Origin of the sequence: Paenibacillus bovis (assembly GCF_001421015.2) — a bacterium.
In the GTDB taxonomy this organism is placed as follows: domain Bacteria; phylum Bacillota; class Bacilli; order Paenibacillales; family Paenibacillaceae; genus Saccharibacillus; species Saccharibacillus bovis.
Window position 1 is genome coordinate 2,061,860 of the sequence record NZ_CP013023.1, and the last position, 22,271, is coordinate 2,084,130.

At 49.3% G+C, this 22,271-nt stretch carries 22 protein-coding genes; 18 read left to right on the forward strand and 4 right to left on the reverse strand.

Annotated elements, in window-relative coordinates; translation table 11 throughout:
• Positions 1 to 22: 22 nt before the first annotated feature.
• On the reverse strand, positions 23 to 1,024 hold the full coding sequence (locus AR543_RS08775; RefSeq protein WP_060533590.1) for a lipoate--protein ligase: 1,002 nt from the start codon (positions 1,022 to 1,024) through the stop codon (positions 23 to 25).
• Between the two features lie 309 nt (positions 1,025 to 1,333).
• Between AR543_RS08775 and AR543_RS08785 the strand changes: the two genes are divergently transcribed.
• From AR543_RS08785 to AR543_RS08835, 11 genes are all read left to right on the forward strand, one after another.
• A complete protein-coding gene (locus AR543_RS08785; RefSeq protein ID WP_060533594.1) occupies positions 1,334 to 1,516 on the forward strand; it encodes a hypothetical protein in 183 nt (60 codons plus the stop codon).
• 265 nt (positions 1,517 to 1,781) lie between these two features.
• Entirely contained in the window at positions 1,782 to 2,894 is a 1,113-nt protein-coding gene (locus AR543_RS08790; protein WP_060533596.1) for a pyridoxal phosphate-dependent aminotransferase, read from the forward strand.
• Positions 2,891 to 3,901 (forward strand): adenosylcobinamide-phosphate synthase CbiB, encoded by a 1,011-nt coding sequence (gene cbiB, locus AR543_RS08795; RefSeq protein WP_060533598.1) that lies wholly within the window; start codon positions 2,891 to 2,893, stop codon positions 3,899 to 3,901. The genes AR543_RS08790 and cbiB overlap by 4 nt, the downstream gene beginning before the upstream one ends.
• Positions 3,898 to 4,596, forward strand: a complete 699-nt coding sequence (locus tag AR543_RS08800; RefSeq protein WP_060533600.1) for a histidine phosphatase family protein — start codon at positions 3,898 to 3,900, stop codon at positions 4,594 to 4,596. Before cbiB ends, AR543_RS08800 begins: the two co-directional genes overlap by 4 nt.
• Positions 4,597 to 4,642: 46 nt before the next feature.
• Positions 4,643 to 5,641 carry an ABC transporter substrate-binding protein gene (locus AR543_RS08805; protein ID WP_060533602.1) on the forward strand — a complete coding sequence of 333 codons (999 nt, stop codon included), beginning with the start codon at positions 4,643 to 4,645 and terminating at the stop codon, positions 5,639 to 5,641.
• The gene (locus tag AR543_RS08810; RefSeq protein ID WP_060533604.1) at positions 5,638 to 6,678 is read left to right on the forward strand and encodes a FecCD family ABC transporter permease; all 1,041 of its coding nucleotides are present in this window, start codon (positions 5,638 to 5,640) and stop codon (positions 6,676 to 6,678) included. Before AR543_RS08805 ends, AR543_RS08810 begins: the two co-directional genes overlap by 4 nt.
• A gap of 87 nt (positions 6,679 to 6,765) precedes the next feature.
• Positions 6,766 to 7,593, forward strand: coding sequence for an ABC transporter ATP-binding protein (locus tag AR543_RS08815; protein WP_060533607.1), 828 nt, complete (start codon positions 6,766 to 6,768; stop codon positions 7,591 to 7,593).
• A gap of 141 nt (positions 7,594 to 7,734) precedes the next feature.
• Positions 7,735 to 8,805: a nicotinate-nucleotide--dimethylbenzimidazole phosphoribosyltransferase gene (gene cobT / locus AR543_RS08820; protein ID WP_060533610.1), complete on the forward strand. Its 1,071-nt coding sequence runs from the start codon at positions 7,735 to 7,737 to the stop codon at positions 8,803 to 8,805.
• Positions 8,802 to 9,377: a bifunctional adenosylcobinamide kinase/adenosylcobinamide-phosphate guanylyltransferase gene (gene cobU, locus AR543_RS08825; RefSeq protein ID WP_060533612.1), complete on the forward strand. Its 576-nt coding sequence runs from the start codon at positions 8,802 to 8,804 to the stop codon at positions 9,375 to 9,377. The genes cobT and cobU overlap by 4 nt, the downstream gene beginning before the upstream one ends.
• Positions 9,374 to 10,255 carry an adenosylcobinamide-GDP ribazoletransferase gene (locus AR543_RS08830; RefSeq protein WP_060533614.1) on the forward strand — a complete coding sequence of 294 codons (882 nt, stop codon included), beginning with the start codon at positions 9,374 to 9,376 and terminating at the stop codon, positions 10,253 to 10,255. The genes cobU and AR543_RS08830 overlap by 4 nt, the downstream gene beginning before the upstream one ends.
• 25 nt (positions 10,256 to 10,280) lie before the next feature.
• A complete protein-coding gene (locus AR543_RS08835; RefSeq protein ID WP_060533616.1) occupies positions 10,281 to 11,849 on the forward strand; it encodes a cobyric acid synthase in 1,569 nt (522 codons plus the stop codon).
• 528 nt (positions 11,850 to 12,377) lie between these two features.
• Here the strand turns inward: AR543_RS08835 and AR543_RS08840 are convergent.
• Positions 12,378 to 14,072 (reverse strand): methyl-accepting chemotaxis protein, encoded by a 1,695-nt coding sequence (locus AR543_RS08840; protein ID WP_060533618.1) that lies wholly within the window; start codon positions 14,070 to 14,072, stop codon positions 12,378 to 12,380.
• A 495-nt stretch (positions 14,073 to 14,567) separates the two neighbouring features.
• Between AR543_RS08840 and AR543_RS08845 the strand changes: the two genes are divergently transcribed.
• Together AR543_RS08845 and AR543_RS08850 are read left to right on the forward strand one after the other, a co-directional pair.
• The gene (locus tag AR543_RS08845; protein ID WP_060533620.1) at positions 14,568 to 15,965 is read left to right on the forward strand and encodes an L-cystine transporter; all 1,398 of its coding nucleotides are present in this window, start codon (positions 14,568 to 14,570) and stop codon (positions 15,963 to 15,965) included.
• Between the two features lie 275 nt (positions 15,966 to 16,240).
• On the forward strand, positions 16,241 to 17,002 hold the full coding sequence (locus AR543_RS08850; RefSeq protein ID WP_060533622.1) for a queuosine precursor transporter: 762 nt from the start codon (positions 16,241 to 16,243) through the stop codon (positions 17,000 to 17,002).
• A gap of 239 nt (positions 17,003 to 17,241) precedes the next feature.
• Here AR543_RS08850 and AR543_RS08855 read toward each other — a convergent pair whose 3' ends face one another.
• Positions 17,242 to 18,330, reverse strand: coding sequence for a M24 family metallopeptidase (locus tag AR543_RS08855; RefSeq protein WP_060533624.1), 1,089 nt, complete (start codon positions 18,328 to 18,330; stop codon positions 17,242 to 17,244).
• 242 nt (positions 18,331 to 18,572) lie between these two features.
• Between AR543_RS08855 and AR543_RS08860 the strand changes: the two genes are divergently transcribed.
• On the forward strand, positions 18,573 to 19,001 hold the full coding sequence (locus tag AR543_RS08860; RefSeq protein ID WP_060533626.1) for a hypothetical protein: 429 nt from the start codon (positions 18,573 to 18,575) through the stop codon (positions 18,999 to 19,001).
• Between the two features lie 14 nt (positions 19,002 to 19,015).
• Positions 19,016 to 19,438, forward strand: coding sequence for a VOC family protein (locus AR543_RS08865; RefSeq protein WP_060533628.1), 423 nt, complete (start codon positions 19,016 to 19,018; stop codon positions 19,436 to 19,438).
• Between the two features lie 119 nt (positions 19,439 to 19,557).
• On the opposite strand, the gene AR543_RS08870 is transcribed toward AR543_RS08865, so the two are convergent.
• Positions 19,558 to 20,076 carry a DinB family protein gene (locus AR543_RS08870; RefSeq protein ID WP_060533630.1) on the reverse strand — a complete coding sequence of 173 codons (519 nt, stop codon included), beginning with the start codon at positions 20,074 to 20,076 and terminating at the stop codon, positions 19,558 to 19,560.
• Positions 20,077 to 20,392: 316 nt separating this feature from the next.
• Here AR543_RS08870 and AR543_RS08875 point away from each other — a divergent pair, with 316 nt between their 5' ends.
• From AR543_RS08875 to AR543_RS08885, 3 genes are read left to right on the forward strand one after another with little or no spacing between them, the layout of a single operon-like run.
• Positions 20,393 to 21,373, forward strand: a complete 981-nt coding sequence (locus tag AR543_RS08875) for a DUF4261 domain-containing protein (RefSeq protein ID WP_060533632.1) — start codon at positions 20,393 to 20,395, stop codon at positions 21,371 to 21,373.
• An 8-nt stretch (positions 21,374 to 21,381) separates the two neighbouring features.
• On the forward strand, positions 21,382 to 21,879 hold the full coding sequence (locus AR543_RS08880) for a hypothetical protein (protein WP_060533634.1): 498 nt from the start codon (positions 21,382 to 21,384) through the stop codon (positions 21,877 to 21,879).
• Between the two features lie 19 nt (positions 21,880 to 21,898).
• Positions 21,899 to 22,270 carry a hypothetical protein gene (locus tag AR543_RS08885; protein ID WP_060533636.1) on the forward strand — a complete coding sequence of 124 codons (372 nt, stop codon included), beginning with the start codon at positions 21,899 to 21,901 and terminating at the stop codon, positions 22,268 to 22,270.
• The last annotated feature ends 1 nt before the right edge of the window (position 22,271 follow it).

Genomic DNA, 22,271 nt, shown 5'->3' on the forward strand with positions numbered 1-22,271 from the left:
ATTTATATATCTGTGATGAATCCTAGTCTTCCAGCAGCGCCAGTCCGACAAAGTCTTCCAATTCCACATTGCCAAAGTAATGCTTGAGATCGATCCCCTGCAGAGCTTCGCGTACCGCATTTTCTTCGTACCGCAGGCCGCGCAGCTTGTTCTCGATATCCGCTACATCGCCAATACCGAAGAAGTCGCCATAAATTTTGATTTCGTGGATATGACCTTCTTTGATATTCATGCGGATATCAATAATGCCGGCAGGGAATTTTTTGGCATGTTTGATATTGGATTCCGGGGACTGACCGTAGTTCCAGTCCCAGTTGCGATAACGTTCTGCAGAGATTTCGTGGATTTTGGCCCAGTCTTCCTCGGTCAGTACGTATTGCGGTACATCTGCAGGCTCTACACCGAAAATGTGACGCAGAATATCGTCGCGGAATTGTTCCATCGTCATCGGTGCATTCAGAAACTCGGAGATATTGGCAACCCGACTGCGTACGGATTTGGTACTTTTGGATTTGAATTTCTCGGGGTTCACCTTGAGTGCAGATTGTACATTGTCCAGTTCGGAGTTGAACATCAACGTGCCATGGCTGAACATACGGCCGCGTGTAGAGAACTGGGCATTGCCGGAGATTTTCTGCTCACCGACCTGCAGGTCATTACGCCCGGACAGTTCGGCATTGATACCAAGCTGCTGCAGCGCTTCGACAACAGGCTGGGTGAACTTACGGAAATTATGGAACGATTGTCCGTCATCCTTGGTCAGGAAGCTGAAACTGAGATTGCCCAGATCATGGTATACTGCTCCACCGCCGGACAGACGGCGTACCACATGAATATGATTGGCTTTTACATATTCGGCGTTGATTTCTTCGATTGTATTTTGATGCTTGCCGATAATAATAGACGGTTCGTTGATATAGAACAGCAGATAGCTGTCATCCATCGGCAGATGCTTGAGCACGAATTCTTCAATAGCCAGATTGATCGTTGGATCGGTAATACCTTTGTTATCGATAAAGAGCATGGTCTTTCCTCCATTTATGTTCACCTTACCGGCATGGTCTCTGCGGAGGCGAGTACAACTGCTGCCCGGCCCAGCAGATCCATATCCGCTCGTCCGGGCAGTCCACGGGACTGAAATGTCCGCAAATCTGCCTGCTTTCTTATTGTAAACCAAAGATATACCAAAACCAATTGAATTATGCAAAATGATAGTATTGTTCCTCCGTCTGACAGTATGAGCGGATTCATAAGCAGATCTCCGATTATACGTTTAACTGCAAAAACAGACGGGTAATAGCTGGTAACGCTTGCTATAAGGAGGCATACAACGATGAGTGATCAAGCCAAAGATTTGCTGCAAAGTAAGCAGGAAAAAGACCAGCATAACCAGGATACGAAAAAATTCGTGGATGGTAAGGAGCAATCACCGGATATCGATCAAGGAGTATCCGATCAGGGTCGTGTACCGGATGAGCAGCACCATATGAAAGATCAGGAAAATCGCAGAATATAGTCATGAACCACATAATCATATAGACAAAAAAGGCCGCCAGGCTGCTTGGATACAAAAGCGACCTGGTGGCCTTTTTGGATATAAGACTGTTACTTTTTGAATATAGAATTGTCAGTAGCATAAAAGGATAGTTGTCAATTTTATTGAGATTGCTGCATTAGCTATAGTAATGTAAATACATATGCACAATTGTGGCAGTATGCCTGCTGCCGACTATAGGCAGTGCAGCATAGTGTACGGTGATATCAGGAGGGAATCAGCACATATGATTGAAATTTATGGACATGGAGGCGACCGGAAAACAGCTGCAGAGCAATTTGGCCAACCGATAGCGGAAATGATGGATTACAGCGCAAATATGAATGCAGCAGGCCCGCCGCCCGGGCTGCTCGATTATCTGAAGGAATGCCTGCCGCAAATCGTTCATTATCCGGACCCTGGACATCGGCGGCTGCGTGGACTGCTCGCCGAGCGGAATCAATGTACCGGTGAACAGCTGGTTATTGGTAATGGAGCGGCAGAATGTATGGCATTGCTGCTGCTGGCTCTGCGTCCGGCCGTAGTCGGACTGGTCGAACCGTGTTTCTCTGAATATGCCCAGCTGTCCAGCCAGTATGGCAGCAAGATTATGCGCATTTACGGTCGCCCGGAATTGGCATACCGGGCAGACGTGGAAGAGATCTGCCAGCTGATTCCACAGGTGAATCTGCTGTTTCTCGGTCAGCCGAATAATCCGAACGGTGTGCAGTACATATTTGACGATCTGAAGCGTATCGCGGATACAGCGAATGCTCATAAAGTGATACTGGTTATCGATGAAGCTTTTACAGATTTTATTCCGCTTTCCCAGCGTATATCACTGCAGGGGGAGTTGGAGCGGTATCCGAATATTATTATTGTGCGCTCGATGACCAAGTTCTATGCGATTCCCGGGCTGCGTCTCGGTTATACGATCAGCTCGCCGGAAATGGCTGCCCGGCTGCGCAGTCAACAGGTGACCTGGAGTGTGAATACACTGGCGCAAGCTGCCGGGGAATGGTGTCTGGAGCATGCTGCCGATACGGATTATGAACAGCAGACTATTGCGCGCAATATCAAGCAGCGGGAATATTTGCGTGAGCGGCTTACACAAATGGGGTGCTCAGTCTGTCCGGGAGAAGCGAATTATTTGCTGGTCGAGCTGCCCGAACCATGGGAAGCAGAGACTTTTCAGATGGCGATGGGACAAAAAGGGATTCTGGTCCGTAGCTGTGCCATGTATCCGGGACTAAGCAGTCGTCATATTCGTATCGCTGTCAAAGATCAGGAGCATAATCTACAGCTGCTTGCATGCTGGCAGCAGATCTTTGGCGATCAGCAGCAGGATGAACAGCGATGAGTCTGCTGTACTGGCAGTATAATGCGCTGTGGGCAGGTGGCATATGGATACCTTTGACTGCCTATATGCTGGATCGGATTATAGGCGATCCGCGCTGGCTGCCGCATCCGGTAATCGGCATGGGTATGGCCATTCAAAGGGTGGAGCGCATGATTCGGAGTTGGTCACTGCCAGAGCACCGATTACGTGCAGCAGGAATTGTGCTGCCGCTGTTGATTGTCGGGGGAGTCTGGCTCATTACATGGACGTTGCTGCTTGTAGCAAATAGGATTCATCCTTATATAGGTGCAGGTCTGGAGATTCTGCTAATCGCTACTACCCTGGCTTCCAAAGGACTCAAGCAGGCAGGGATGGCAGTCTATCAGGATCTGATCCGGCAGGATTGGCCGGCTGCCCGGCGTTCACTCGGTATGATCGTCGGAAGGGACACCGATCAGCTGGACGAACCGGAGATTATTCGCGGAACAGTGGAAACGATTGCCGAGAATATAGTGGACGCAGTGATTTCACCGCTAATCTATGCGCTGATCGGCGGCGCACCGCTAGCGATGGCTTATCGCGCCGTAAATACACTCGATTCCATGGTCGGATACAAAAACGACAAGTATCTCTATCTAGGCTGGGCTTCTGCCCGGCTGGATGATATCGCCAACTATATTCCGGCGCGGTTAACAGCTGTTGTACTGATTGGATTAAGCGGTTGTTTGCGGTTGAATGCTCCCGGTGCCTGGCAGGCTGTAAAACGCGATGCTTCTGGTCACCCGAGTCCCAATAGTGGATATCCGGAGGCGGCTGTTGCTGGCGCGCTGAATATACGACTTGGCGGGGAGAACCGTTATCATGGAGTGGTGTCGCATCGAGCTTATATGGGAATTGCCCGGCGCTGTATGATACCGGATGATATTGTCCGGACAGCACAGCTGATGTACTGGACCGGCAGTGTGATTATCGTCTGTGCTACATTGCTGGCGATATGGATCATGACAGGAGGCATTGGACAGACATGAGTATACATATACTGCTGCTGCGTCATGGCACTACACAGTGGAACAGGGAGAAAAGATATTTGGGACATACTGATATCCCTTTGCTGCCTGCAGCGCAGCAGGAATTGGAACCTGTCCGGCAGGCACTGTCTGCATGGCAATGGGATAATGTCTATTGCAGTGATCTTGTGCGCTGCCGGGAGTCGCTGGATTATGTAATGACCGGCAGTGCGCAGAGTGTGCCAAAAGCAAGCTATGATCCCGCGCTTCGCGAGCTGGATTTTGGACAATGGGAAGGCTGTACCTATAGCGATCTGTGTAACCAGCTGGCGTATCGGCGCTGGATCGATGATCCTGCGTCGATCTGCCCACCCGGCGGAGAATCCTGGCAGCATTTCAGCAGCAGGGTGAATCATTTTGCCGGTACACTCATACCGGAATCACAACGAACCGCAGCGGGGGTATCTACTTCTTCGCCAGATACATCACCGTCGACTGCGATAAGATCCGGTACAGCATCGTCAGCATTGTCTTCTGAACAGAAATCCAAAGAAACAAAGCGGATTCTGATTATGACGCATGGCGGTGTAATCCGGCAGCTGATCACGCTCTGGTGTCCAGCTATACAATTCTGGGATATCGTGATTCCTCCGGCTGGAGGTTATCTGTTGAAATGGGAGGAAGCCGATTGTGAGGCTGTCCCTTTTCCCCTATAATCATAAGGTTAATATCAAAGAGGCTCATGACAAAGGAGAATAATTAATGAATATGAACAGGTATACTTCCCGATGGGCTATGTCCATCATGATTCTATCGCTAACGCTGCTGCTTGCTTCCTGTGCACCCGCTCCGGAAAGCGCTCCGGCAGCACAACAGCCAGCTGGCACAACCGGACAGAGCAGTACGAGTGCAGGACAGACAGCTTATCCGCTGACTGTTCAGGATGCTACCGGCAAATCATTCACCTTTGAGCAGGCACCGCAGCGGATCGTGTCAATCTCCCCGGCGGAGACAGAAGCGCTGTTTGCTCTGGGACTGGATCAGCAGATTGTCGGAGTATCGCAGTATGATGATTATCCCGAGCAGGTCAAGACCAAAGCCAGAATCGGTGGCATCACCGAGCCGAATGTAGAAGCGATTATTGCCCAGAACCCGGATATCGTATTCACGGGCATTTCTTCCAGCGAAGAGCTGGTACAGAAACTGCGTACAGCCGGCATTAATATTTTCAAAACAACGCCCAAAACGGTGAACGATGTCATGAGCAATATTGAGCTGTATGGTCAAATCACCAACCGTCAGGCTGAAGCGAAAAAAGTAACAGATCATATGAGAGAGCAGATGCAGATGGTCAAGAACGCGGTCGCTTCCCTGACACCCGAAAAAAAGAAAAAAGTATATATCGAGTTCTCGCCGGGCTGGACTGTCGGCAAAGGAGAATTTATGGATGAACTTATCACACTCGCAGGCGGTATTAATATTGCCGGCGATACGGAGGGCTGGCACGAGATCAATGAAGAAAATATCGTCGCAGCTGATCCGGACGTAATTCTCTATTCCAAGGAAACCGTCGATACCAAAACGAAGCAGACACTCGATCAGATCATTCGTGCCCGCAGCGGCTGGAACAAAATCAAAGCGATTCAGAACGATCAACTGTTTGGCCTGAATGATGACCTGGTGAGCCGTCCCGGACCTCGTGTAACCGATGGATTGGTAGAGATTGCCCACGCTATCTATCCGGAGCTGGTCAAGAAATGAGCCGCAAAGCGACACTGCCGGTACTGCTGTTTGTCGCTTTGCTGGTAATCAGCCTGGTACTGACAACCGGAATCGGTTCGGTCTATATTTCGGCAGGGCAGATTACGCGTATTCTACTGTATCATCTGCCCTTTATGCAGCACTGGATCGTACCAGACTGGAGCAGTGCCTCCGAGCAAATTATGCTGCGGATTCGTATGCCTCGCGTTGTGCTGGCCATGCTGGTAGGAGCAGCGCTTGGTGTTGCCGGTGCCGCTTTTCAGGGAGTACTGCGCAATCCGCTGGCTGATCCATTTACACTAGGAGTCTCATCCGGGGCATCAGTGGGAGCAGCCGTGCTTATTTTTACAGGGTATCAATATTCGCTGTTCGGCGGCTGGACGCTGCCTCTGGTTGCTTTTGTGACAGGTATGATTACGCTGTACGGGGTATTGATGCTGGCACGTGAGCAGGGGCGAATCCCGACGAACAGCCTGATTTTGTCAGGTGTGGTGATGCAATCTTTTCTCGGCGCGATTGTATCCTTTCTGGCATCCATGTCAGAGGGCAGCGTTAATGAGATTATATTCTGGACGATGGGCAGTCTGAGCCTGCGCGGATGGCCGTATGTAGTCGTGATGCTGCCTTATGTACTGGCGGGTATCCTCTTTCTGTGGACACAGTCGCGGGCGATGAATCTGCTGGCTCTGGGGGAAAAGGAAGCGGCCCATCTGGGCCTTCCGGTTGATCGTACCAAAACGCTCGTACTGATTGTAGCGACACTGATTACAGCGGCAGCCGTGTCGGTATCCGGGGTGATCGCCTTTGTTGGACTGGTGGTACCGCATATGATTCGTCTGCTAATTGGGTCCGATTATCGTGTGCTCATTCCACTGTCGGCGCTAGGGGGAGGCATTTTCCTGATCTGGGCGGATACGGTGGCTCGTACAGTATTGTCACCGACCGAGATTCCGCTGGGCGTAGTCACAGCTTTTGTCGGAGCTCCATTTTTTGCTTATTTGCTGCATCGCTACAAAAAGCAGCAGTTGGATAGATGAATGTACCACCCGGCTGGATGCCAAATCGCAGACAGCGTACATCAGCAGGCCAGAGCATTATGGTAGACAGCAGAAAGGAAGATTTCGATGACATCGGTGAGAAAGCAGCACGATCAACGTACCGGAGAAGCTGTACCTGTAGTCGAGCTGCGTCAGGTCGGCAAAGCTTATTCGCGCAAGCCGGTACTGCATGATATCAATTGGCAGGTGTATACAGGAGAATACTGGGGGATTATCGGTCCCAATGGCAGCGGCAAAACGACGCTGCTTCAGCTAATCTCCGGTATGGAGCAGCCGAATACCGGTTCTGTACTGCTGGAGGGCAGGGATATCGGCAGCTACAGTCGGCGGCGTATTGCGCGCTTCACGGCTGTACTCGGACAGGAGGGACTGGCTCCGCTGCATTATCCGGTACGTGAGGTACTGAATATGGGTAGATATCCTTACCAGAGCTGGCTGGGCCGCGACGAGCTGGATACAGCCGATGAACTGATCGATCAGATTATGGATCGGCTGGATCTGCGTTCGCTGGCTGATCGTCCGCTGGATCAATTGAGCGGCGGTCAGCGTCAACGGGTTGCTTTTGGTAAAGTAATGGCCCAGCAGCCCAGATTGCTGCTGCTGGATGAACCGACAACATATCTGGATATCGCCTATCAGATTCATTTTATGGAATGGCTGGATGAATGGCGGCGTGAATCGGGGATTACCATTATTGCAGTACTGCATGATCTGAATCTGGCTGCACGTTATTGCGATCGTCTGCTGGCGCTGAATGAAGGACAGATGATCCATGCAGGTACGCCACAGCAGCTGATGCAGGAAGAGAAGATCCGCGATCTGTTTCGGGTAGAGCCGGCGATTGTCCATCATCCGGATATCCATGTGCCCCAGCTGCTATTGAAGCGTCAATAAACAAGAATCATACGATCATTTCAAATCTAGTATCGTCATATTATATCAACATAGAAGCGGAAGTCTGCAGCATAGCCACGAGCCGGATGATGCCGGTAAATGAATGGAATAACAGCAGACCTATGCAGGAGGAGGAACACCATGGAGCAGTTTATTCGAGAAGTCTCTGAGCGTATTCAACCTGTCCATCTGGAGGCAGGCCGGGCGGCCCAGCTGCATTTGGATCAATTGACCAAGCCGCCCGGGAGTCTTGGAATGCTGGAGAATCTGGCGGTGCAGCTAGCGTGTATCACCGGTGAAGTCAAATCGGTCATACATCGCAAAACCGTAATTGTAATGGCAGCAGATCACGGAGTGTGCGCAGAGGGAGTTAGCGCTTTTCCACAGGAAGTAACCCAGCAGATGCTGCTCAATATGCTGTCCGGTGGAGCGGCGATCAATGTATTGTCCCGGCAGGCCGGAGCGGATGTGCTGTGCGTGGATATCGGTGTAAAGGGCAATATGGACCATCCCGAACTGCTTAACCACAAAATCCGCCAGGGCACCGGAAATATGGCGCGGGAGCAGGCGATGACGCGTGAACAGGCTGTACAGGCAATCGTAACCGGAATGAATATCGCGATTGAAGCGGCGGATCGAGGCAGTCAGTTATTTGTCACCGGAGAAATGGGAATTGGCAATACTACAGCCAGCAGTGCCATGCTGTGTGCATTAACCGGTCTGTCACCGGAAGAAGTCACTGGACGCGGAACAGGACTGACCGATAGCGAGCTCAAGCACAAAGCCGCTGTGATCCGGGAGGCGCTTGCTTTGCACCAGCCGGATGGACAGGATACGATAGATGTATTGATCAAAGTGGGCGGCCTGGAGATTGCCGGATTGGTCGGTGTTATTCTGGGAGCAGCTTCCCAGGGCTGTCCGGTAGTGCTCGACGGATTTATTTCTGCTGTGGCTGCTGTAGCTGCCTATACGATGGCTCCACAGGTCAAAGGGTATCTGATCGGCTCGCACATGTCCGCAGAAAAAGGGCACCGTCTGGCTCTCGCCAAACTGGGAATACGTCCGCTGCTGCAGCTCGATATGCGGCTTGGCGAAGGGACTGGCGGTGTGATGGTATTGCATATGATTGATGCTGTCAGTCATCTGATGAATGAGATGGCTACTTTTAGCAGTGCAAGAGTATCGGACAGCTCCGGGAATATTTCCTTATGAGCGGATACAGCCACAACAAAGTACTCATCACCGGTGGAGCCCGCAGCGGAAAAAGTACATTTGCAGAACGTCTCTGTGCTGCCGAGCATACACGGGCATGGTATATCGCAACTGCGCAGGCAGCCGATGATGAGATGCGTGAACGCGTGAATCTCCATCGGCAGCAGCGGCAGGAAAGTGGATACGCGTGGGAAATATGCGAGGAACCGCTGGAACTGCCCGCATTGCTGCGCCGCCTGGCCACTCAGGATCGTGTGCCTGCATTATTGATCGATTGTCTGACGCTGTGGCTGTCCAATGTACTGCTGCATCACGAGCATGATCATGATGTGAAGGAACAGGTATTCCAGCAGGTCGATGAGCTGATCGCTGCGATCGAAGCCTATCCGGGAGCGATTATGATGGTTACCAATGAAGTAGGTGATGGCATCGTGCCCGCCTATTCGCTTGGCCGCTTGTATCGGGATCTGGCAGGTACAGCCAATCGGCGGGTCGCGGCAGTCTGTTCGCGTGTATTTCTGGTGACAGCAGGAATACCTGTAGAGTTAAAAAGCAGAGAGTACCAATTATGAACAGGGAAATCGAAGCTATGGCAGCCGCTTTTCAATTTTTGTCCCGTATTCCGGTACGTCTGGAGCTTGATTTTGGGAATGAACTGCTGCGACGCAGTGTCAAATATTATCCGCTTATCGGATGGGTAATCGGAATATGCACCGCTGCGGGAGCGGTGCTTTTTCAATGGTTGTTGCCGACGGCACCGGCTGCTGTATTAACCCTTTGCCTGTGGATTGGCTTAACAGGAGCGCTGCATCTGGATGGGTGGATGGACAGCGCTGACGGATTGCTCAGTCACCGTTCAAGAGAACAGATGCTGGAAATTATGAAAGACAGCCGGGTCGGTGCAATGGGCGTTATAGCCTGTATTCTGCTGCTCGGATTAAAAGGATCGCTGCTGTATGCCTTACTGGCAGCCGGTGATCATTCTAAATATGCCGTATACATCGTTATGATTCTGCCGATGATCTGGAGCCGCTGGTATATGGTCAAAGCCATAGCCAGCTGGCCTACCGCCCGACAGGAAGGATTGGCTGCCCTGTTCTCGGGCACCGGACGCACGGAACGAAACAGCGCCGGGTGGATCGCATTGGGATGTACAGCGGCAATTGCTTTGATCCTGTGGATTGTTTTTCAGCAGCCGGGCGAATGGACGATAGACAATCATCTAGCAGGCGATGCTGCTCGGCGGCATCTTATTTTGACCGCTTCACTGCTTTGCTGCCTGCTCAGTCCGATATGTGCCTGGCTGGTAGGCGAAGGGATAGCTCGTCGCGCAGCCAGCCGGCTTGGTGGATTGACTGGTGATATTTATGGTGCTTTGAATGAAGGCGTGGAGCTGTGTATTCTGCTGCTGATCACGATGATCTGGTATCAGTTCGGACTGCTGGGCTAATGACAACCAAAAAGGAGGGGACGGTATGCGGAGCTCGATTATTATGCTGCAGGGAACAGCATCGGATGTAGGGAAAAGTGTAATCACCACCGCGCTTTGCCGTATCTTTACACAGGATGGATGGAACACGGCTCCTTTCAAATCCCAGAACATGGCGAACAATTCCTATGTGACGCCCGATGGACGGGAGATTGGCCGTGCACAGGGAGTACAAGCCGAAGCTTGCGGCAAACGGGCAACGACCGATATGAATCCGATTCTGATCAAACCTGTCCGTGATATGCATTCCCAGATTGTCGTGCATGGACAGCCCTACGCACAGATGAGTGCTTGGGATTATCGTCATGACTTTTTGCCGCAAGCCCGTCCGCTGGTGATGGAGGCGCTGAATCGACTGCGGGATCAGCACGATATGGTAGTGATGGAGGGAGCAGGCAGTCCTGCCGAGATTAATCTAAAAGACCGCGATATCGTCAATATGAATCTGGCAGGTTGGGCAGATGCACCGGTGCTGCTGGTCGCGGATATTGACCGTGGCGGCGTATTTGCAGCTATCGTCGGTACGCTCGAACTGCTGGAGCCGCATGAACGCAGCCAGGTAAAAGGATTCATTATCAACAAATTCCGCGGTGATCTGGCACTGCTGCAGCCCGGACTGGATTGGCTGCAGCAGCGTACCGGGATTCCGGTGATCGGAGTTCTGCCATACGAAGAAAACCTTCATCTTGAAGCCGAAGATTCTGTAGCCCTCCAGCGCAAGTCCAGCCGTCCTCTGCCGGGTCGTGAACTGGATATCGTCATTATTCATTATCCGCGAATATCCAACTTTACAGACTTTGACCTGCTGGAAGCGGAACCCGATGTGTCGGTACGTTATGTGGATCATCCAGATCAACTGGGTACACCGGATGTCATTATTCTGCCAGGAACCAAAGACACGCTCGGTGATCTGGAATTTCTGCAGGACAGGGGACTGGCTGAATGTATCAAAAAACTTCATAGCCTGCGCTCGGTTCAGCTGATCGGTATTTGTGGCGGTTACCAGATGCTCGGCAAGCAGCTGAATGATCCCGCAGGCCATGATTCGCCGGTACCCCGACTTGCCGAAGGCCTGGGATTATTGCCGCTGTCGACTATATTTGCTTCAACCAAAACTACCGTACACGCTGCAGGTCAGCTAAATATGGAATCTGCGCTACGGATTCAGAAAAATAATGAATTGCAGCCCGCGATTATTCCTGTACAAGGATACGAGATCCATATGGGCACAACAACTATAGAAGCTGGAGCCAGCGTACAATCCCTGTTCCATCTGTACCGATTGACCGATGAAAGTGACAGCCCTACCTCCATAGAGGATGGCTGCATCCTGCCAGATGGTTCGGTGTGGGGAACCTATCTGCATGGAGTGTTCGACAATGACCACCTGCGCCGGAGCTGGCTGAATTCCCTGCGTCAGCTCAAAGGACTGGAACCGCTACGTGAGACTATACATGGCCAGACCCGTCGTCAGGAAGCATTCGACCGTCTCGCAGATACCGTGCGCAAACATCTGGATATGGAACGTATCTACGCTATTGCAGCTGGTCGTTAATTTCAGGCTATGTGCTATATGGCTAAAAGATTTGATGCGGTTTGGATGGTACTTCATCCGCTCCGGAAAAGAATAAGAGCATGGTCTCCGGTTAAGCCCGGAGATCTTTAAATTGGAAAATGGTAAAGAAGGATCTCCAGGCTTAAAGGTCGGCCATTGCCCTTATTTCTTTTCCTGCGCTCTGTGCTGGCATCATGCGCATCTATCATAAGGCTGTATATTGTATTTATCGTGCCTATATTTTGAAGGGATGGATGATGCGCGTATTGTATAAAGGTGATGTACATAACTTTATAAAAGAAAACAGCAGCCCTTTCACGGAAAAGGCTGCTGTTTGATATTCTATTTATTGCTATACTCTTTACTCATTATTCATTTCTTGTTTCGTTCATTATTGTATTCGTTGCTTAATACCTCACTGTACTCGTTACTGTCCCAGTTCATAAGTCTATACATGCGCTAATTCGTATACCCGCGTTAACCAATTAATCTGCTAAACGAGTACCGGCGGCTTCGTGTTCCAGCCGGTTAGCCTACTTTAAATTTGCTGACTGCTTCCTGCAGGGAAACAGCTTGTTCATTCAGCTCCTGCATTACAGCTGCGTAAGCAAACATTTCCGAGGACTGGCGTTCTGTGTTTTTGGCGATGCCTTTGATATTGTTGAGTGCTTTCTGGGTAATCTCGGCGGTCTCATCGACAGAAGCGCTGACCTGCTCGGAGCTGGCAGACATCTCCTGGGTAGCGGCAGACGTAGATTGAACTGTCATATTCACCTGCTGCATCAGCTCGACGAGCTGGTTAAACGCTTCGCCTGCCCGGTGCACCAGCTGGGTACCGGATTGTACTTCCTGGCTGACCCGGTTCATCGATTCAGTGGATTTCAGGGATTCTTCGCGAATCGATTGCAAAGCAGATTCGATCTGATGAGCAGCGCCACGCGATTGATCCGCCAGATTGCGTACTTCGGCAGCGACAACCGCGAATCCGCGTCCATGCTCACCCGCACGAGCTGCTTCGATTGAGGCATTCAGAGACAGCATCTGAATCTGCTTGGTAATCTCGCCAATAGAAAGCAGAATCTGGCTAATTGCTTCGGAACTGTCGATCAGTGTCTGTACAGACTGGCGTGTATCGGTAACGACCTGCTCTACCGATCCCATTTGCTGGATAGCATTCTGCGCCATATCATTACCGGCAACAGCACTGTCCGAAGCTTGTCCGATCTGATCGGAGATATCCGCGGTAGAGGAAGCAATATGCTGGATACCGTTGGTGATTTCTTCCATGGCACGGGCATTTTCGGTAGAAGAGGTAGCGATCATTGTACTGCCGCCTTCTATCGTTCCGATCGACTCAACGGAACTGTCGACCATTTTATGCATTTTGTTAATTCGTGAAGTCAGCGCCTGGGTACCCATGGATACTTTTTCGGAGCTATCCAGAACATGGTTAACCATGGCGCGCAGATTTTCGGTCATCAGGCGGAAGCCACGAGCGAGCTGGGCGATCTCATCACTTCCGGTCATTTTGATATCCTGCTGTAGATTACCTTCGGCTACGAGCCGGGTATGACGAACGAGTCTAGCGAGTGGCAGGGTGATCTTGCGACTGAATCGATAGGCAATCCAGAGACATACAGCGACAGATATAATGGCCATTAGCAGTGTCATCAGCACCAGATTACGGGTAATGCCATCTACAAAGCTAGCATCCATACTGGCGGCTACAAGAATCGAGCTTCCCGGCACGCGGTAATAATAGGTGACATGCGAACCTGCATCCGTTGTATACAGATCGGTCAGCAGCTTGCCGTCTTTCATCGCCTGCTGGATATTATCGCTTAGTTCAACAGCCTGTTCTTTTTTGAAATTTTTGGAGGCATTCGACAGTGCGGTTACGACGGCTTTGTCTTTGTCGACTCTCAGCACATACAGATTATCCAGCTCATACGCTTTGAGCTGGGAATCCAGATAAGTTTCCAGCTTCATCGTTTCTCCGCTGTTGCCCTGAGCAGACTGCATAACCTGCGTATTATCCAGTCCTTTCAAAATACCGTCCATCGCAATATTGAGCACCTGACGGAATTGTGGAACGACATTGTTGTTGACCACTCCCCGGGTCATAACATAAAAGAAAATACTCATAACCAGACACACTGCAATAATCAGCAGGGCAAAGGTCACCATAATTTTACGGCTGATCGATTGATTAATTCGAAACATGCTGAATCCCCTCTCTATACCTAACAAGTCTGCAATTCGATAGTGAAATTCATCTGTAGATGATGGTCACCCTTACGTTTGTCCCCTGACGTAACAATAACTAACGCGAATTTACGAATACATATTTTCCAGAAGTATAAAGACAAGATGTTATTTATATGTATGCTGTGTGAGTACCAAGTCCTGGTTTATCTGACTCCTTTCGACAATACAGTAAGCTTATAAATATCTAATGCTGCATATAAGGATGGAAAATGAATATTATAAGCAGATTGAACCATGATAAAAGGCATAAATTATTTCTTATTCTATATCAATTGACCGTTGTTTGAATAGGTATTTTTGCGTATACCTATCTAAAATTCTAAAAAAATATCAAAATAAGCAAAAATAAGGCGAAAAAACGTGATAAAGTATCACACAATTAACACTACTTGTTTACTTGGAATTGTGATAGAATAAAAACGAAAATAGACAGATAAAGGGGAGAACGTAATGCATGTATTTCTCGTTATACTTAATGTACTCATTCTGGCAGTACTGATCGGCGTGCTGATCTGGATGCAGAAGAAACATATTTCCTTTACAAAACGGGTATTCACCGGTCTGCTGCTCGGTATAGTATTCGGTGCAGCGATTCAATTGATCTACACGCCGGATTCCGAAGTCGTATCGGATTCAATGGAATGGTTCAGCCTGGTCGGTAATGGCTATGTAGGCCTGCTGCAAATGGTTGTTATTCCGCTGATTATGGTCTCGATCATTATGGCTATTCTCAAATTAAGTGGTCGCCAGAACCTGGGTAAAATCAGTGGTTCTATCCTGGCTGTGCTGCTGCTGACGACAGCGATTGCTTCCGCAGTAGGCATCGCATCCGCACTCAGTTTTCATCTGACTGCAGAAGGTATGCCGGTTGGTCAGGTCGAGCAGGAACGCGGAGCGGCACTTCAGGAACGCCTTGGTGAAGTGCAGGATAAATCATTGCCGGCGCAGCTGCTGGAATTTATCCCGACCAATCCGTTTGAAGATATGACCGGAGCACGTCAATCGTCCACATTGGCTGTTGTTATTTTCTCGGCTTTTGTAGGTGTAGCGGCTCTTGGATTTATGCGTAAAAATCCTGCCCAGGGTGAAGTATTCCGCAATCTGATGGAATCGATCTATGGGGTAGTAATGCGTATGGTAACTCTGATTCTGCGCCTGACTCCTTATGGAATCCTGGCGCTTATTACTAAAATGGTTGCAACGACAAGTGGTCATGATATTCTAAATCTGTTCAAATTCGTAGTCGCTTCTTATGTAGCGCTGATTGCGATGTTTGTGATTCATATGATTATTCTGGCTGTTAATGGACTCAATCCGCTCCAGTATGTGAAGAAAATTATTCCTACTCTGACGTTTGCGTTTACTTCTCGTTCGAGTGCGGCAACAATTCCGCTGAACGTAGAGACACAAACCCGCAAACTGGGCGTGTCCGAAGGAATTGCCAACTTGTCCGCCAGCTTTGGTGCGACGATTGGACAAAATGGCTGTGCAGGGATTTACCCATCTATGCTGGCGATTATGATTGCACCGACAGTCGGTATTAATCCGCTGGATTGGCAGTTTATCCTGACACTGATCGCAGTAGTCACAATCAGTTCACTGGGTGTTGCAGGTGTTGGCGGTGGAGCTACTTTTGCCGCACTGATCGTGCTGTCCACGATGAACATGCCGGTAGCACTGGCAGGTCTGCTGATCTCCGTAGAACCGCTGATCGACATGGGACGTACTGCTCTAAATGTGAGCGGATCGATGACAGCCGGCCTGGTGAGCAGCCGTGTACTCAAGGAACATGACAAAGACGTCTATAACCACGAGGATCGCGATCTGGATACCGCCGAAGCTTCCTGATTATGAAATTAGTCTCGTACACCGAAATATAACAGCGAACAGGCATGCCATACGCATCCGATGATGCAGCGGGCATGCCTGTTTTTTTATGATCATCTAACGGATTCTCTCTGGAATCCATCGCAAAAAAAGAAGACAGGCTGTGTGTACAAAAAGGAACTGTTTTCCATAATATGTTGGCAATGTAGTATTCCTGTGATAAAGTAGAACAGGTTTTCAACAATATTCCGCGGTTCGTAACCATCCCGCGTTATCAAAACTAGGGGGAAAGAGTAGTGCTTAACAATATAGAGTGGGGTATTTTATTTGTTATTGTGAATTATGCGTTATTCACAATCTGTTATCGATTATTTGGGATCAAAGGATTATATGGCTGGATTGCAATCGCAGCGATTCTCGCCAATATTCAGGTAATCAAAACGATCGAACTGCTGGGAATCGTAACGACACTCGGTAATACGATGTATGTCAGCATGTATCTGGCAAGCGACTTACTGAATGAACGATTTGGCCCGCGTGTAGCCCGCAAAGCAGTATGGTTCGGCTTTTTCACTTTGATAGTAACGACAATAGTGATGCGGATGGCGATTGGTTTTGATGTGGCACCTGGAGTCGATATTTCCCAGGATGCACAAAATGCCTTGCAAATGATCTTTGGTCCGCTGTCGATTCTGCTTATCGCGAGTCTGTCCGCTTATCTGGTCAGCCAGTTTCTCGATGTCCGCTTGTATAAATGGCTGCGCCGTCGTTTTCCGGCTCCGCACCAGCTGTGGATTCGCAATAACGGGAGTACGATGATCAGTTCGTTTGTCGATACGCTGATCTTTTGCAGTATTGCTTTTCTCGGTATGTATGAATGGTCGGTATGGATCGAGATTTTCCTGACAACCTATGTACTCAAATTCCTGCTTACCGCTGCAGGTACGCCGTTCCTTTATCTGGCCCGCAGTTTCAAGGTGCATGAAGAAGATGTGCCGCAGTTGATTCAGCCGCAGGCAGCTGCAGGAGAAGAGTCGGCAGCCAAGCCGACAGTCTGATACGGCGTCTTTTTCAGCGACGCAGCAAGCGGCTGCTTATCCAGCTGGGCCAGCGACAATCTAGAGCGGCTTCTGCTGGAATGCATCCTTCTACTTCTGGATAGACAGTTCTGCGAATCTGGAAGAATCGAATATCAAAATTAAAAAGACATGTTACGGTCTATCTTTCTTGACCATAACATGTCTTTTTGATTTTGTTCAGCTGCTGTTGCCACTTGATATTTCAGCGACAGGCTAACTTAGCCGATAACCGTCAATTCTTTGGGGAAAGAGGACAGTACATCGACACCATCGGCAGTAACGATTACATCATCTTCGATCCGTACGCCGCAATGTCCCGGTACATAGATACCCGGCTCAACCGTGAATAATACGCCTTCTTCCAGTACATTTTCATTGCCGCCGTGAACCGATGGATATTCATGGGTGTCCATACCGAGTCCATGTCCAAGACGATGAATAAAGCGTGAACCATAGCCAGCTTCGGTAATTACATCACGAGCAGCTTTGTCGATCGAGGCAAAAGTAACACCCGGGCGCGTAGCACGAATCGCCGCTTCATTGGCAGCCAATACCGTATTGTAGATCCGTTTGGCTTCTTCATCGACTTCACCGATCGCAAAGGTGCGGGTAATATCCGAAGCATACCCATTATAAAACAGCCCGAGGTCAAACATCACCAGTTCGCCTGCTGCCAGTTTGCGTGTTCCCGGTACACCATGCGGCAAAGCCGTATTCGGTCCGGACAATACCATAGTGTCAAAAGCAGGTTTTTCCGCGCCCAGCTTTTTCATCTGGTATTCCAGCTCGGCAACCAATTCAATCTCGGTAATACCAATTTTGACGCTGGACAATCCGCGACGCAGTACTTCTTCGATCTTCAAAATAGATTCTCTCATCCGCTCTACTTCTTCCGGCGATTTGCGTGAACGCATACTGTTCAGTATATTGCCTGCATCGATATACGAAGTTGCATTCAGTTCCGCAGACAGCTGTTCAAAGCGCGCGACAGATAAATGTTCCTTTTCCAGACCAAGATTGCCTACATTGCCATTGATGCAGTGCTTGAGACGAATATACGGATTATCCGTATCCGTATGGGTCTCGATTCGTTCTATACTGGATACGCTGCGTGCTTTGTCTGCGTCCAGCGCTGGCAGCAGCATAAAAGCTTCCTCTCCATCCGGAATAAACAATCCCAGAAAACGTTCATGCGGATCGCTCGCAAAACCGGTCAGATAATATACATGCTTGGGATCGGTAATCAGCAGGCTGTCTATGCCGGCTTCTCTCATTAATCCACGCAGGGTGGCAATTCTGTCATCCATATGTGCAGCTCCTCATCATTATAAAATAGTCTAAAAGTGGTGCAAATCCTGTTATATCATTACCCGCAGCGGGTTTTGTCACTCTTTCTATTGTAGCGGTTAATCCGGCTCAGGAAAAGCAGGTAGCATGATTCACTGGGGGAGGGGCAGAGAATAGAATAGTAATTATGCTATAATAACCCCCGGAAGAAATCGAACCGGCGCGAGTACAGAATACAGCCAAAGGGAAGGGAGGAACAAGGATGAGACTGATTCCCGAAAAGACCCCTTTTCGCATATCCACTACGGATCTGGAAGTGAAGTATACCGAATCGGGCGGCGTGATCATCCGTCTGGATGTACAGACACTGGATGATGCTATCCATCATCGTTATCGCGAAATTCAATTGAAATTCACTACAGTGGCTGAACTGAGATGTATCACCTTGAACCTGTTTGAACAGTATGCGGGGAATATCGATATATCGCTTCCGGAGGGAGAAGGGATAACTTACTGGGAACAATATGGTTATCCTTCTGACTCAGGATTGTATCAAGTCATTCCTTCCACGATTCTGGAGGAAAAGGAAAAGCTTTTCGACCCTCACAGCAGACTGAACCTGCGCCATTATCTAATTGCAGGCTACGACAGTTACATAGAAATTATCGCTTCCGGTTATAGTCAAGAATAGGGAGGTTTTCACACATGAATCAGTCTATTGTTCATATTGCTCTGGTCGTTCACGATTATGATGAAGCTATCGAGTTTTATACAAAAAAATTAAATTTTACGCTTATCGAAGATATTTACCAGCCTGAGCAGGAAAAGCGCTGGGTGGTTGTCGCTCCTCCCGGCTCTACGGGCACCACGATCCTGCTGGCGCGCGCGTCTAAACCTGAACAAGAGCCTTTTATTGGTAATCAGGCAGGCGGACGGGTGTTTCTGTTTTTGAATACAGATGATTTCTGGAGAGATTATCATGCCATGCTAGCTCAAGGGATCCATTTTGTGCGAGAACCCAAAGAGCAAGATTACGGAATGGTTGCCGTCTTCGAGGACCTCTACGGCAATCTATGGGATTTACTGCAATTAAACGAAGATCACCCTATCGCCAGACGATTGGGATAATTGCAGAATGCCGATATAATGTATCTGCGAAGCAGTAGATTATCCGTATACAATAAACAGCCCACCTGTTGTGATATAAGGTGGGCTATTTGCAGATTTGAAAATAAAAGGAACAAAGATTAATCGGCAGCGGTCAGCGCTGCATGGATTTCTTTCATTTGTTCCAGATGACGCTGCTCGTGAAGACCGATAAATTCATTCCATTCCTCCAGAGTCAACGGGCCAAATACCGGATGATTCATCGTTTTAAGATGCAGATCTTCGCTGCTCGCTGTCTGGATCGTCTCTTCCAGACGACTGCGTGAACGATCCAGCCGGGCACGAAGTTCAGTGAGTGTCAAATGCTTGTCTGCCGGTACCATGGCAGGTGGTGCAGGGATATGACGTGAACGATCCAGGGTCAGATGGAAAGACGGAGTAGCTGTCGCACCGGAGACCGGAGCCGGTGTCGGCTCATCTTGCTGAATAGTATGTGCCAGCCGATCGGTAATGGCAGTCTCCATCAAATACAGATGCTCCATAACCTGGGCGATAGTCCATTGGTCAGGACGGGCATGTTCATTTAATATCGGCTCATCCAGTGAACCGGCAAAATTCCATATTTGTTCGCGGACTTTGATTGTATTGGGATGCAGCATAAGTGTAGCCTCCTTTGATAAATAAACGCGGTAGTATGGATTTCGGAAAATGTAATACCTTTTGCAAAAGGATACAGGGAAAAGGAAACGCAGGCTGTGAAAAGGATATCGCCCAGCTAAAGCGAAAATAATAATCATCCTGATCTTACATACTTGTACAAGCTGATTTTGCATGAAACATAACGATTGTACAATGATAAAAATCGCGATGTCATTATTTATCCGGTACAATAATTCAGAATAGCTCTCAAGCGGGTAATAATAGCCTAGCCACCATTATGGAGAAGCAGATCAACAGATTGAAAGGGGTAAAAAGATGAGACCAACAAATTCAAATCAACCGGACCCGGAAGAACAGCAGCGTCTTGAACAGGATTATGGCTATGCGGCTATTTATACGGCGAAGCTGCTATACAAGCAAAAACCGGTAATCGATCGTGAAGCACTATATGCCAAAATACAGGAATATACCGGTCCGCTGAATACAGCAGACGATCTGGAGGGACAGGAAGAGACACTGGCAGTCTGGGAAGCCCGTGAATCGGTCAATGAAAACGGAGATTCACAGGAGCAGCTGGAAGATCATTATCATTTCTTTCATCTGAATCATACCCTGGAGTATCAGGAAGGTCCCATGCCTGTCCAGACGGTATTGATGCCTTCCGGAAATAGCATACGTCCCGAGGAATATGAGACAGCGATCCAGCAATCCTGGCACTGGCCGGAAGTAGCAGATACGCTGGCTGGCTGCTCTTACGAGATGATTCTTACCGATATGATGGCACGTGGGATGCCGCATCAGCGCAGACTGCCGCTGTTCAATCATGTGCTGCGTGCGATTCTCGAAGTAGCTCCCTGTGATGCTGTGTATTACAAGGAAAGTGACAAACTGATAGATCCGCAGGCATTACTCGAAGCATTCAGTCAGGGACATGAGCTGTATGGCGCTTTGAATATTCGCCTGTACAATATCCAGTCGGATAACGAACGCCGGGAAATGGTTATGGACAGCCGCGGACTGGCTGCACTGGGTGTACCGGATGTGCAGTGTCACTTTTATGATATCGAACCGGCAGAAGTGGCGCAGTTTCTGATGAATACCGCCGAGTATCTGTATCATCAGGGCGATATTATAGCAGACGGCGAGACGATCGGTATGCATGAGAATCAGCGCTGGAAAGTGGAACACCAGTATTCGCTGGTCGGACCGCGCCGGGTCGTACTGGACGTTGATCCGGGCGAAGCCTATTATGCAGGGATGCAGGAGTCCAATCGGTCTTCCCGCAGTCAGGGATAGGCAGCAGCATGGAATATTACAGATTGCGCTTTGAAGAAAGCGATGAGAATTACTACTTTGAAATTGACGACGATCGTAATGTGCTGCGTCAGGTAATTGAGGATGAGGAGCACTGGGTGGTCTCCAGCCGTCCGGATGAGGAACTTCATTTCTGCCTGTATGAACAGGATTTTGATCAGAGCATGGATGGCGCGGACGGAGAAGACATTTCACGGGAACAATTTGAACAGGTGTGGGCGCAGGCTATGCAGCCGTATCGCAAAGGCTGGGAACGTGTCAAATCGCATTACAAGCCCGGTGATAAGGTGACCGGAGTCGTCGAAGTGAGCTATCCACAGGGAATTATTTTGAGTTTGCCCAATGATGCTTTTGGTATTGTAGCTGACGATGAATGCGCCCAGTTTGTTCCGGTAGAGCATCGTTATCCCGGACATATGCTCAAGACTGTGGTGACCGGATTCGATGAAGTCAACGATTGGGTGAAGCTGTCCTGTCGTCCGGGCTGATTTCAAAAGGGGGATTTATATGGAGAAAACAACAATTCATCAGTTACAGTCCAGGCTGCAAAACGGTTCGCTGCTGTCTTCGGATATGTGGGAACAGCTGGATATCGAGCGTTATCTGGAATACCGGGATAGTGCGGATTTTGATACCGCCTGGATTCAGGCTTATCAGCAGCTGCGCCGTGAAGGGCTGAATCCGGCAGAGGAGGAGCAGGTTCGCGAATGGAGCCGTCAGGCATTTGATCAGGTGATTCGGGCATCCGGCAGCAGTGAGCTGGCTGCCTATGTCAGTGATGATATGGACCTGGTCTTCTGCGCGCATCTGCTTGGATTAGAGAACGAATTTATACAGGAACTGGCAGGTCATTATGAACAGGGAGAACTCCCGGTCTAAT